General features: G+C 70.4%; 11 protein-coding genes. 3 read left to right on the top strand and 8 right to left on the bottom strand.

Annotated elements, in window-relative coordinates; genetic code table 11:
* Positions 1 to 92 precede the first annotated feature (92 nt).
* Positions 93 to 4,493: a LamG-like jellyroll fold domain-containing protein gene (locus tag A3G1_RS0122360; protein WP_169437603.1), complete on the top strand. Its 4,401-nt coding sequence runs from the start codon at positions 93 to 95 to the stop codon at positions 4,491 to 4,493.
* Between the two features lie 73 nt (positions 4,494 to 4,566).
* Here A3G1_RS0122360 and A3G1_RS0122355 read toward each other — a convergent pair whose 3' ends face one another.
* Positions 4,567 to 5,478, bottom strand: coding sequence for a glycosyltransferase family A protein (locus A3G1_RS0122355; protein WP_018351726.1), 912 nt, complete (start codon positions 5,476 to 5,478; stop codon positions 4,567 to 4,569).
* A 1-nt stretch (position 5,479) separates the two neighbouring features.
* Positions 5,480 to 6,394, bottom strand: coding sequence for a sulfotransferase (locus A3G1_RS0122350; RefSeq protein WP_018351725.1), 915 nt, complete (start codon positions 6,392 to 6,394; stop codon positions 5,480 to 5,482).
* A gap of 81 nt (positions 6,395 to 6,475) precedes the next feature.
* Here A3G1_RS0122350 and A3G1_RS0122345 point away from each other — a divergent pair, with 81 nt between their 5' ends.
* A complete protein-coding gene (locus A3G1_RS0122345; protein WP_018351724.1) occupies positions 6,476 to 7,204 on the top strand; it encodes a WecB/TagA/CpsF family glycosyltransferase in 729 nt (242 codons plus the stop codon).
* Positions 7,198 to 7,914 carry a class I SAM-dependent methyltransferase gene (locus tag A3G1_RS38875; protein ID WP_018351723.1) on the top strand — a complete coding sequence of 239 codons (717 nt, stop codon included), beginning with the start codon at positions 7,198 to 7,200 and terminating at the stop codon, positions 7,912 to 7,914. Before A3G1_RS0122345 ends, A3G1_RS38875 begins: the two co-directional genes overlap by 7 nt.
* Before the next feature lie 5 nt (positions 7,915 to 7,919).
* Here the strand turns inward: A3G1_RS38875 and A3G1_RS0122335 are convergent, their stop codons facing one another.
* From A3G1_RS0122335 to A3G1_RS0122315, 6 genes are all read right to left on the bottom strand, one after another.
* Positions 7,920 to 8,354: an Imm1 family immunity protein gene (locus A3G1_RS0122335; protein ID WP_018351722.1), complete on the bottom strand. Its 435-nt coding sequence runs from the start codon at positions 8,352 to 8,354 to the stop codon at positions 7,920 to 7,922.
* Positions 8,351 to 8,722, bottom strand: a complete 372-nt coding sequence (locus A3G1_RS42350) for a DddA-like double-stranded DNA deaminase toxin (RefSeq protein ID WP_425411401.1) — start codon at positions 8,720 to 8,722, stop codon at positions 8,351 to 8,353. Before A3G1_RS42350 ends, A3G1_RS0122335 begins: the two co-directional genes overlap by 4 nt.
* A gap of 148 nt (positions 8,723 to 8,870) precedes the next feature.
* Positions 8,871 to 9,134 (bottom strand): hypothetical protein, encoded by a 264-nt coding sequence (locus A3G1_RS41855; RefSeq protein WP_018351721.1) that lies wholly within the window; start codon positions 9,132 to 9,134, stop codon positions 8,871 to 8,873.
* A gap of 55 nt (positions 9,135 to 9,189) precedes the next feature.
* Entirely contained in the window at positions 9,190 to 10,161 is a 972-nt protein-coding gene (locus tag A3G1_RS36210) for a glycosyl hydrolase (protein WP_018351720.1), read from the bottom strand.
* The gene (locus A3G1_RS0122320; RefSeq protein WP_018351719.1) at positions 10,158 to 11,648 is read right to left on the bottom strand and encodes an oligosaccharide flippase family protein; all 1,491 of its coding nucleotides are present in this window, start codon (positions 11,646 to 11,648) and stop codon (positions 10,158 to 10,160) included. Before A3G1_RS0122320 ends, A3G1_RS36210 begins: the two co-directional genes overlap by 4 nt.
* The gene (locus tag A3G1_RS0122315; RefSeq protein ID WP_018351718.1) at positions 11,636 to 12,505 is read right to left on the bottom strand and encodes a sulfotransferase domain-containing protein; all 870 of its coding nucleotides are present in this window, start codon (positions 12,503 to 12,505) and stop codon (positions 11,636 to 11,638) included. The genes A3G1_RS0122320 and A3G1_RS0122315 overlap by 13 nt, the downstream gene beginning before the upstream one ends.
* Positions 12,506 to 12,507: the final 2 nt, after the last annotated feature.

Genomic DNA, 12,507 nt, shown 5'->3' with positions numbered 1-12,507 from the left:
CAAATCTGGCCCGGTGGAAACCTTTCTTGACAGGGTTACCACCGGGCCGGACACTGCCTCCGTCGAGACTATCGAGCCACGGGGGCTACGTGATGACTGTTCGGCGCGGGGTTCACCCTGCCCTGATCGCGTTGTTAGGCGGGGTGCTGACGCCGCTTGTGCTGGCTCAGCCAGCGGCGGCGGCGCCAGCGGACTGCGCGGACGTCCGCCAGGACGAGGCGAGCGCGCTCGCCACAGCGAAAGCCTGCAAACGGCAGGTCGAGGTGATCGGCCAGCGCGGTGAGCGCGAGCGGCTGTTCGCGAATCCGGCGGGTCACCTCACCGCCGAGATCTCCGCCAGCCCGGTGCGGGTGAAGAAGGGCACCGAGTGGGTGCCGGTCGACACCACGCTCCGGAAGAACGCTGACGGCACGATCACGCCGGTCGCCTCTCCGCTGGCGATCACCCTGTCGGGCGGCGGGCACAGGCCCTTCGTCACGGCGGCGAAGGACGGCAAGTCCTTCTCCCTCGGCTGGCCGGGCACGCTGCCGGCTCCCGTGCTCAGCGGCGATACCGCCGTCTACCCGGAGGTCCTGCCGGGCGTCGACCTCAAGGTCCAGGCCGACGCGCAGGGCTTCGCCGAGGTACTGGTGGTGAAGACCCCGGAGGCCGCCAAAAACCCGGCGCTGAGGAAGCTCACGTTCACCACGTCCGGCAGCGGCCTGACCGTGAAGTCAGCGAAGGACGGCGGGTTCGCGGCTGTCGACGCGGCCGGGCAGGAAGTGTTCGGCTCCGGCGCGCCGATGATGTGGGACGCCGGCCGGGCGCAGGCTCCGGCCGCGGGTACGAGAAAAGGTCTGGTGGCGACCCCGGCGGAGACCGGGGCCGTCAAGCGGAAGCAGATGCCGGCCGCCGTGGCGCCGGGCTCGATCACGATCGAGCCGGACCAGGAGCTGCTGACCGGGGCCGACACGTCCTTCCCGCTGTCGATCGACCCTTCCGCATCGGAGGCCACCAACGGCTGGACGATGATCAACAGCTACTACCCGACCACGTCCTACTGGTCGTACGACCGCAACGACGGAGCGAAGGTCGGCTACTCCGACTGGGACAACACCGTGATGTACCGGTCGGTCTTCACCTTCCCGACCGGCCGGTTCCAGCTGCCGGGCGCGACGGTGCTCAAGGCGACCTTCAGCGCACAGCTCACCCACTCGTGGACCTGCGGCGGCGGGCACGTCGACCTGCACCACGTCGGCGCGGTGAACTCCGGGACCACCTGGAACAACCACTCCGGCTCCTGGGGCTCCCCGCTCGTCTCGGTGAACCCGGGCAACTGCACCGGCAACGTGGAGTTCAGCAACGACGCGCTGAAGGCGAAGCTCCAGGAGGCGACCGGCTGGAACGGCGCGACCTTCGGCCTGAAGGCCCGCGACGAGGGCGGCCACGACAGCTGGAAGAAGTTCAAGCACGATTCGCCGGTACTGGCGATCGACTTCAACCGGCCGCCGAACATGCCGACCTCGCTGAGCGTCGACAACAAGCCGTGCGCGACCGGCCAGGCCCGGCCGTGGATCACGACGGCCACGCCGACCCTGCGCGCGTGGGCGAGCGACCCGGACACCGACCAGAACCTGCGGACCTGGATCGCGCACGTCAAGCACAACGGCACCAGCTTCGACGAGCGCACAGCTGCTGGCGGGTACCAGGACGGCCCGGCCGGAGGCTACACGGCACAGTGGACGGCATCGGGCCTGGCCGACGGCGGAATCTATGCGTACCGGGCCCAGTCCACCGACTCGCACGGCAAGGCAGGTCCGATCACGGGCATCCCCGGCAACTGTGAGTTCGGCGTGGACCTGGTCGACCCGGCCAAGCCGTCGATCGACAACGACCTGTACGCGGAAGGCTGCCAGCCGTGCGGCGGCGGTGGCCAGCCGGGCAGGTTCACCTTCACCAGCTCGCTGGACGTCGTGGCGTACAACTGGGGCTTCACCGACCCGCCGGCCACCCGGGTCAGCACGTCTCGGATGGGTGCTCCGGTGACGGTGACCTGGACCCCGCAGGCCGGCGGCCCGAAGACGCTGTACGTGCAGGCCATCGACCGGGCCGGCCGGACGGCGACCAGGGAGTACCAGTTCACCGTGGCCGGCTACGCCATCAACGAGGGGCGCTGGCTCCAGGCCGACATGCCGGTCCTCGGCGACAACTCCGGCCACAACCGGCACCTGACCGCCACCGTCCCGCCCACCACCGTGCACCGGATCGTGGACGGCGGCGGCTACGGCTTCGACGGCACCGCGAACCCGATCGCCAGCACCGCCGGCCCCGTGATCGCGGACACGACGAAGAGCTTCACCGTCTCGGCGTGGGCGAAGGCCGACCCGGGTACCGGGCAGGCTGTGGTCGTGGGCCAGGACGGCAACCGGATCAGCGGTTTCATGCTCTGGTACGGCGGCGACAGCACCTGGCGGTTCGGCATGCCGACCTCCGACTCCGACGGCTTCCCGGTCACGATCGCGACGGCCAGCGGCGCGAAGACCGGCGTGTGGACCCACCTGATCGCCGCGTACGACGAGCCGAAGAAGCAGCTCAAGCTGTACGTGAACGGCAAGCTCGCCACCACGACCCCGCACACCGCGACGGTGAAGGCCACCGGCCAGTTCACGATCGGCCGCGACAAGGTCAACGGGGCGGCCAACGGCGGAGCGCTCTGGCGCGGCGGCCTGGCCGACGTACGGGCCTGGAGCCGACTGCTGGTCGACCATGAGATCGCCGAGATCGTCGCACCGTCCGAAGTGGCCGAATGGCACTTCGACCAGGAATGGCCGCCGGAGACCAACACCGGTGACAACCCCAACCAGGGCGAGAACGACCTGAATCTCTACGGCGGCTTCCAGGTGCCGTTCGATGGCTCCGGCAACTGCAAGGTCGGCACCTGCCTGCTGCTGGACAGCACAGGTTACGGCGACACGCAGTACCCGGTGCTGGACACCAGCCAGTCGTACACGATCTCGGTGTGGGCGCGGCTGTCGGACAAGAACGAGGACCACAACATCGTCAGCCAGCGGAACCCGTCCGGCGTCAACCCGTTCTTCCTCCAGTACGACAAGAGCACCGACCGGTGGAACTTCGAGATCCCGGACTCGGCGACCCCGGCCAAGCGCTGGTACACCCGCTCGGTGAGCGTGCCGGCCGTGAACGTCTGGACCCACCTGACCGCCATCTACGACGCGCAGGCCGGCCAGGCGAGGCTCTACGTCAACGGGGTGCTCGAAGCCACCCTCAACGGTGTCACCGCGTGGAACGGGTACTACCCGCTGGTGGTCGGCACAGCAAGCGGCCGTTCCTGGAAGGGTGCCCTGGACGAGCTGCGAATCCATACTGGAGTGAAGGCTCCGGACACCAGCCCGGTCGGTTCCTCGATCGGCATCGCGACCGGTGACTTCAACGGTGACGGCAAGGCGGACGTGGCCGGCGTCGACGCCAGCGGCGACATGCGGCTCTACCCGGGCGACGCCAAGGGCCGGGTCACCGGCGAGGCCCAGCTGATGTGGCCGGGCGGCAACGAGTGGGGCGGCTTCAAGCGGATAGCCGGCGGTGACTTCAACGGCGACACCAAGGCCGACATCGCGGGCGTCGACGCCCTCGGTGACCTGCGGTTCTTCGAGGGCGACGGCACGGGCAAGCTCCGCAACGACCCGATGATGTGGCCCGACCGCGGCGCGTGGGCCGCCTTCCGGATCCAGGCCGCCGGCGACTTCAACGGCGACGGTAAGCCTGACGTCGCCGCGATCACCACCGACGGTTACCTGCGGCTGTACACCGGTGACGGCAAGGGTTACCTGGCCGGGGCCGGCCTGATGTGGACGAACCCCGACTGGGGCAGCGGCCACCTGTCGATCGCGGCTGGCGACTTCAACGGCGACGGCAAGTGCGACCTCGTCAGCCTGTTCGGCAACCAGGTGTACTTCTACCCGGGCGACGGCGCCGGCAGGGTCAGCCACGGCGGTCCGATGTGGCAGGACGCCGGCTGGGGCGGTTACACCAAGGGCATCACCGCCGGTGACTTCAACGGCGACGGCAAGATGGACCTCGCCGCGGTCACCCCGCAGAACAGCATGTACTTCTTCGCCGGCGCCGGCGACGGCAAGCTGGCCAACTCGATGACTCCGATGTGGCCGGACGCCGGTGCGTGGGCCGCCTACACCAAGGGGTACACGGCTGGCGACTTCGACGGGGACGGGAAGACGGACCTGGCAGCCATCTCCGGGGCCGACAACAACCTGTACTTCTTCAAGGGCGACGGCACGGGCAAGCTGACCGGCATGGTCCTGATGACCCCGGGCCTCGGCCGCTGGGGCGCTGCGCGGACCCTGGTCTCCGGCGACTTCACCGGGGACGGCAAGCCGGACATCGCCGGCATCGACGGGGAGAACAGCATGGTCATGTTCGGCGGCGAGGGCTCCGGCCGGGCGGCCGTCGGCACGAAGATGTGGCCGAGCCTGGCGTAACCGGCACGCGCGACAGAGGGAAGAAAGGCCAGGTGGGCGATCCACCTGGCCTTTCTCGCCGGCGCCCTAGGTCTCAGATGCCGTGGCCCCTGCGGTGGAGCGCGGAGACCACCCGTTCCACCTTCACGATCCGGGTCGCGGCCGCCAGGGCGATCGCGGCCCGAGGTTCGCGCCAGCGCTGCCGCAACGCGGCCTTCGCCCACCGCACGGCCTGCCGCCGGTCGCCCTTCGCTGCGTGCCAGCAGGCGAGCTGCCCGTAGACCCTGGCCGCACCGGCCGGGCTGGTGCCGATCTCGGGGTGCCGGTCGAGCATCCAGCGCAGCGAAGAGATCTTCGTGTCGTACTGCCGGGCGAACAGCGAGTTCCCGCCCCACGCCACCCGGACCAGCGGCGTGTCCACGTGCACGACCGGGTGCCGGGCCGCGGCGCGCAGCAGCAGGTCCCAGTCCTCGTTCTGGCTGCCCGGAGCGTCCTCGGCGACCAGGCCCAGCCCGCCGGTCAGCGCGCCGCGCCGGATCAGGAACGTCGAGGAGTGCAGCATCGCCATCCGCGAGCGCAGCAGGTCGGCGTGGCTGACCTCCGCCTGCCCGGCCAGCCGCGCGTTGACCTGCCCGTTGTAGGCGACCTCGATCGCGCACGTGGAGAACTCGGCCAGCGGCCGCCGCCACAGCGCCATCGCCTGCGCCGTGATCTTCCCCGGCAGCCACACGTCGTCGTCGTCGCAGAAGGCGACCAGGTCGGTGTCGAGAGCCGCGATCCCGGTGTTGCGGGCGCCGGCCAGGCCAGGGGTGCGGTTGTTCGACAGCACCATCACCGGCCGGTCCCCGCCCTGCGCGACCATGAAGTCGGGCTCGGCCCGGTCGTAGACCACGATCACCCGCAGCTCGCCGGGATACTGCTGGGCCAGCACGCCTGCGACAGCCTCGCGGAGCTGCTCTGGGCGGCGGTGGGTGGGGATCACGACGCCGATGGAAGGCCAGTACATGTCAACTCCGGAGGTAGCCGTAGCGGCTGAGCAGTGGCGCGGTGAGCGCGCCGACGAGCTGCCGCTGCCTGGGGGGTAGGGCGGTGCGCCAGGCCTCGTCCCTGCGGAGCGGTACCCGGCCGGTGGTGAAGCGCATCGGATTGCCGGCCGCGCTGTGGCAGGTGGTCAGCTCGGCGGATTCGAGGTCGAGGAATCCGAGCCCGGCCGCGTCGAGCCCGCCGAGCCCGGCGAACCGGGCGATCGACGAGGTGACGGCGACCGGGTCGCGGAGGAAGTTCTCGTACCGGACGCGGCGGACGGGCACCCCGCTCCGCCGCAGCAGCCCGAACGCCGCGTTGTGCGTGTTCCACAGCAGCGCCGACCGGGTCGGGGAGTAGCGGGTCATCGCCTCGGTGCCGTCGGTCTCCGGCCGGGGCACGTTCTTCGTCCACGAGTAGGCGACGCCGCGCGCGTCGCGGACGACGTGCAGGACGCGCAGGTCGATGTCGGGGGACCAGCGCAGGCAGTACGCGAGGGCCGCGTGCTTCGACGAGTCCACGATGACCGGCGCGCCGGACACCTCGGCGGCAGCCTGGTACACCCGGCGGTAGTGCCAGACGTAGTCCTCGACGGCGGAGCCGCCCCGGACGGCGAGCCGGGGGATGTGCCGGGTCCGCTCGACCGTTGCCCGCAACTCCAGCAGCTTCGGGACGTTGAGCCGGTGCCAGCCACCGAAAGCGCGCTCGCCGATCTCCTGCCAGAACTCGCACCGGGAGAACCGGTGGCCGCAGCCGCAGCGCTCGTCGTCGCGGACGTCGCGGTCCCAGAGGTGGACGACCTCGCCGAGCGCGCAGACGCCGGGCAGCTGGCCGAGAACCCGTTCCAGGAGTGTCGTGCCGCTCCGTCCGAGCGCACCGATGAAAATGAGGCGAACCACGCATACCCTCCCAGACCAGCCCGCTCGTTATAACGAGCGAGCACAGCGGAAAGAACGGGGAACCCGGCTTTGGTAGGAAAAGTGACTGTCGGCGGGGTGGCGTTCGACGCCCTCACCGAGGCCGAGGCCGTCGAGCACGTCCGGGCGGCCGTCGAGCGCGGCGAGGGCGGCCGGATCATCACGCCCAACGTCGACATCCTCCGGCGCGGCGCGGAAGCAGCCGACTACCTGGACGACGCGACACTCGTGGTCGCCGACGGCATGCCGCTGCTGTGGGCCGCGCGGCGGGCCGGTACGCCGCTGCCCGAGCGGGTCGCCGGGTCGAGCCTGATCTGGTCGCTGTCGCGGGCGCTGGGCGCCGACGGCCGCTCGGCGTTCCTGATCGGCGGCGACCCGGGCAGCACCCGGGCCGGTGACGTCCTCGCCGAGGCGTGTCCCGGCCTGCGGATCGCCGGGCAGATCAGCCCGCCCTTCGGCTTCGAGGACACCCCGGACTACGACGAGCTGTGCGCGGCCATCATCGAGGAAAAACCCTCCATCGTGTACGTCGGCCTGGGGTTCCCCAAACAGGAACGGGTGATCACCAGGCTCCGGCCCCAGCTGCCAGGTACCTGGTTCCTCGGCTGCGGCGCCTCGATCCAGTTCGTGGCCGGCGAGCTGCGCCGCGCTCCACTGTGGATGCAGCGCTCGGGGCTGGAGTGGCTACACCGGCTGCTCAGCGAGCCCCGCCGGCTGGCAGGCCGGTACCTCGTGCACGACCTGCCCTTCGCCCTCCGCCTGCTCATCAACGCAAGGAAGACCACATGCTGACCTTCGATCGCCCCGCAGAGGCGTGCACCGCGCTCCAGAGCGCAGTCGACGAGCTGCTCGGCGACCATCTCGGTTCCCGGGCACTGGAAGCCGGGGCCGGGAAGCGCACCCGGCTGTCCCTCCCGCCAGACACCTACGTGATCGGCGTCGACACCGATCCCAACGCGCTGGCCTGGAACAAGCGGCTCGACGAGCGGGTGCTGTGCGACCTGATGGAGTACACGCCGCCGCCGCGGAGCTTCGACCTGATCACCTGCTGGTACGTGCTGGAACACGTCGACCGGCCGGACCTGCTCGTCGAGCGGTTCGCCGGCTGGCTGCGGCCCGGCGGGCTGATGGTGCTGGCCGTACCGCACCTGGCCAGCCCGAAGTCCCTGGTCACCAAGTGGACCCCGCACAGCTTCCACATCTGGTTCCGCCGGAGGATCGCCGGTTCGCAGAACGCCGGCAAGCCCGGCTTCGGCCCGTACCCGACGACGCTGCGCCGCTCGATCGCCCCCCGCCACCTCGCCCGCCGGGCCACAGACCTGGGCCTGTCCGTGGCCTTCGAGGGGTACTTCGAGGACAACAAGCAGCGCAAGCTCCGCGAGAAGCTCAAGATGACCGGCATGAGCTGGCGCGCGGCCCAGGGCCTGACCCGGGCAGCCAGCCTCGGCCAGCTCGACGCCCGCCGCACCGAGTACCTGGTGGTCCTCCAGAAGGAGATCTGAGCCTGTCAGGACCCCGCACTCACCCATGGGTACGCGCTGGGCCTGGTGCCCGTCGCGACGTATTCCGCGAGGATCACACCGGCCGACGTCAGCGAACATGTAGCCACCTGGGCTGGAACCGTGTCCTGGCCGGTGAACGGATCCAGCGTGACGAGCGGCGTGGCCGGTGGGTCGATCTCGTTGACGTGCGTGCCGTCGGCCAGCCAGGTGACGGCGGCACGCTGGTTCTCGTAGTCGACGTCCAAGCGCAGCTCGGCCGTGCCGGGACTGACATTGTGGTCCCAGCCGGGCTGCGCTGGGCCAACCCAGAACGTGAAGACCCGGAAGCCGTGAAGGTTGACCGAACCCTCGTAGAACGCGAGGGTCGCGGCGGCGTCGGCCGGGCTCGCCTGCAACTCGGCACCCACGTGGCCGTCGCTGAACATCCAGTAGCCGGTCATGGCCTGATCCTCTCGCCGGTCCCGTGGTAAGTGCCGCGAAGCCAGGTGCGGCCGGAGTCAGGGGTGACCCAGACGGTCAACCGGGTGCCTGCGGGCAGTATCGCGGGAAGGATTCGCTCGCAACTGTAGGGGTTGGCGGCAGCGCTGACCTCCCTGGTGTTCCCACATGGGATGTTGTTGATGACCAGCTCAGCCTCGTTGGTGCCTTCACGGCGGATGATGGCGGCTACTTTGGACTCGACGTGCTGCCACATGGTGACCGGAGGAACGGGCAGCGGGACCGGGTCCAGGTCGGCTGCAGGCGATGTGTCCCGGCCGCCGGAGTCGATGATCTGCCCCAGGAAATCGCCCTGAGTCGGTGCGCCCAGCGCGCCCAGGGGCTCGCGTGGCCTGAGGCGAACTCCTGCCTCCCGGATGTGACGCGGTACGTCGGCCGGCCGGTACCAGCGGCCGGTGGCGGCCAGGTGTGCTGGTGGCGAGTTCGGGGCCGCAGCGGTACCCAGTGCCGCCCCGTGACTATCGCCCCTGGCTGATGCCCCTGATCTTGGTGCTTGCCCGGTCCACAGCGTCCAGGGCGGCGCTGATCTCGGCGGTGATCTCCCTGGTGGTCGCCGTCGCTGACTGAGTGGCGGCGAACCGGGGCTGGTCGTTGACGACAACGTAGTGCCGGGCGAGTTCGTCCAGCATGGCGATCGTCTTGTCGACGGCTGCCCGGGCTTCTCCAAGGGCGCGATCGGCGAGTTGCGCCTGGGTGATGATCTCTTCGGGCGTAGGGGCCATTCCGTAAGTATCGTCCACTATGGAGCTGATCGCCAGATCTGATGATGATCGTCGACTATGAACGGCCTCTGCTGAACCAGTCGCTGGTCGCCATTCCTCTGAAGGCCGCGAGGGACTGGCCGTCTATCGAGTACTGGTGGGCGGCGTCGTTGCCCTCGGGGTCGGAGTTGAAGTAGCTGACGGCCTTGATCCTGGGTGTGCGTTCGAACAGGACCGCCGCGTCGCGGAGCCAGGCGGCGCGCTCGGTGGCTGAGAACTTCTTCGAGATGCCGTACTCGCCGATGATGATCGGTTTCGGCCGGGCCTTCGCCCAGTTCAGGAACGGCCCGGCCACCTCGGACAGCGGCCGGAGTGTGGTGGACGTGTAGGCGTCGGCGCAGGTCCAGTCGACCTGCTCGTCGCCGGGGTAGAACTTCTGGGCCTCGCCGGTGGCGAACCCCTCGGCTGTCGGGCACCACACCCACGACACGTTCGACGCGCCGGCCTGCTGGAACACGCGGCGGACGTGCCGCCAGGCCGCGATGTAGTCCTCGGGGGACCACATCTGGGCGCGGAGGTTGGGGCGGTCCATCTCCCACCGGTACCGCAGAAGAACTGGTTTTTTCAGGTTTCTGACGCGGACGGCCTGTGCGCTGATCTCCTGGTCGAGGCGGCCGGACGTGACCATGCGGGTGTCGGCGCCGGCCCAGCTGATCATGAGTGTGGTCCCGCGTTTGACGAACGCGGAGTCGGCCGGGTCGGCGAGCTTGTCCGTCCACTTGTGATAGACGTGCACGATGTCGAGCTTGCGCCCGAGCTGGCCCTCCAGGCCCGTGATGGCCTCGACGCGCGCGGCGTCGCTGTAGTCGCCGGGGCGCACCCAGGCCCCGACGTACGCGCCACGGTCGGGGACCTTGACCGGGCCGGAGGGCTGGAGCGCGGCCGGCGGGCCGGGGGGCTGCTCCACCGGCGGGTCCGCCGGTTCGCAGCCCGCCAGCCCCGTCACGACCAGGAAAGCGGCCAGGGAAGCTGCCAGCAGTCGTTTCACGCCTTCCTCCGCAAGGTCGTGAGCTCGGACAGTGCCAGTGGTACGCGCAGCCGCCAGCACGCCAGGCCGTACACCGCGCCGCCGAGCCCGGCCGCGAGCAGCAGCCCGGCCATGTTGCGGCCCGTGAACGTGGTCGTGACCAGCGGCAGGATGCCGAAGCAGGTACCGGAGAGCGCCGCAGCGAGCAGCGTCCCCCGCCCGAACGGGTGCATCCCGAGCCCGAGCTTGAGCTGCGCGAGTGGCAGCAGGTTGTTCGTCAGCACCGCGGCGGCCAGGCCGCACGCCGCGCCGCTCGCGCCCCAGCGCGGGATGAGCACCAGGTCCACGGCCACGTTGGCGACGAGGGCCGCGAGGACGTTGATGAGGTTCCACGAGGTCCGGCCGGCCATCGACAGCACCGCGTCGACCATGCCGCAGCCCGAGGCGACGAGCATCGCGACGGCGAGGACGACGACCACGCCGGCCGCCGGGGCGTAGCCGGGGCCGAACAGGCGCAGGTACACCGGGGCGAAGACGGCGGCCAGCAGGTAGATCGGCCAGGACAGCAGGATCAGCCAGCCGGTCGCCGACTGGTACAGGGCCTTCGTCGCAGCCTTGTCGCCGGTCGCGAGCAGGTCGGCCAGCCGGGGCTGCACGCTGTACGAGAGCGCCTGGTTCGCCAGCTGCCCGACGATCACGAACCGGCCGGCCACGGCGTAGTACGCGGCCTGCGTGAAGCCGACCAGCGCCGCCAGCAGGATGATGTCCACCCGCTGCACCGCCTGCTGTGCCACGCTGGCCAGCGCGCGCGGCGCGGTGAACTTCCAGAACGCCTTCCGCAGCGTGGCCGGCGTGAGCGTGGCGTCCGGTGGTGCGACTTCCGGCCGCGACACCGCCCGCCTGGCCGACCGCCAGGCCAGCAGCACGACCGGGACGTAGGCCCAGGCCCAGGCCAGCGTGAAGGCACCCGGCGATCCCTCGGCCAGCCACAGCGCCACGGCCAGCGCGCCCAGCTGCAACGTCGGCCGGAGCAGCTTGTCGAGCAGCACCGTAGGCCGCGGGCGCCGGCAGCCACGGGTCGCGGCCAGCAGCGCGTCGGTCAGCGCGGCGAGCGGCAGGAAGAAGGCGAGCGCGTTGAGCCTGCCGGTGAACCACAGCCCGGCCGCCAGTACCGCCGAGGTCAGCAGCACCGGGCTCAGCGCGATCCGCAGGCACGGTCTGAGCAGGTCGAGGCGGCCCTGCGCGCGGAGCTGGGCCGGCCAGTACACGAGGCCGGTCTGCGTGCCGAGTTTCGCGACCGTCACGGCGATCGTGAACACGGCGGTGGCCGCGAAGAAGACGCCGGCCTGGGCCGGTTGCAGCCCCCGGGCGACCAGCCAGGTGATACCGAAGCCCGCCAGGCCCGCGTACCCGGCGCCGGCCAGGTTGAGCACACCCCGCCGCGCGACCCGGCCCAGGTCGGCCCGGTCGCGTGCTGTGCGGGTGGTGACGGTGCTCAGCGGCGCCAAGAGGGTACCCAGCCGAGCCAATCGACGAGCCTGCGGTCGTATGGCTCGAAGTAGCGTTCGAGTGCCGTGCGCACCGCCGGGTCCATGGTGGAGCGTGGCCGGGCGTTGTGCTGCTCGAACGGCGGGTTGCCCAGCCAGGGCAGGCCGAGGAAGTGCAGCAGCTCGTCGTAGACGGGGCCGGGGTTCGTGAAGAAGTCGTGGCTGTCGAGCACGTGGATGCGGTCCCGGCCGAACAGGTTCGCCAGGGGCTCCAGGTAGTCGGTGTACTGCCCACGGGCCAGGTAGCCGTGGTGCTGGTGCGAGAACGAGTAGTACGTCGGGTCGGTGCGCAGCCGCTCGGCCTCGCCGGACAGCCGGACCGGCTCCAGGTCCAGCGCCTCGGTGAACTCCTCGATGTGCTCGAAGCCGCGCGCCAGCTCGTGCGCGTGCTGCGAGTGGGCCCGCTCGACCGGGTCGCGCAGCAGCACGACCAGCTTCACGTCCGGCAGGTCCCGGCGGATCCGCTCGGCGGCGTGCGGGTGGTACATGTAGTACGGGCTCGACTCGAACGTCTGCACGGGCACGCCGATCCGGCCGCTGAGCCTCCTGGCGTTCATCCGCAGGGGGAAGTGGCCGCGGTACCAGGACATGCCCTGGTGGTACGACGTGTCGAAGTAGTGCACGCCCTTGTGCAGCACGGCCTTCAGGATCGCCGGGTGCGCGGCGAGCGCGCGGTACAGCGACGTGGTGCCGCACCGCTGACCCCCGCACAGCAGGAAGGACGGCAGCAGCCGGGCACTGGCGGTAGCGCGGCCCAGCGAGCGCGACCCGAAGTGCACGAGCCGTTTGACGCGTTCAGGGACCTTGGCAGAGTCCACGA

It is taken from the genome of Longispora albida DSM 44784 (genome assembly GCF_000379825.1).
Taxonomy (GTDB): Bacteria; Actinomycetota; Actinomycetes; order Mycobacteriales; family Micromonosporaceae; genus Longispora; species Longispora albida.
This window is presented reverse-complemented; position numbering and strand designations above follow the sequence as displayed.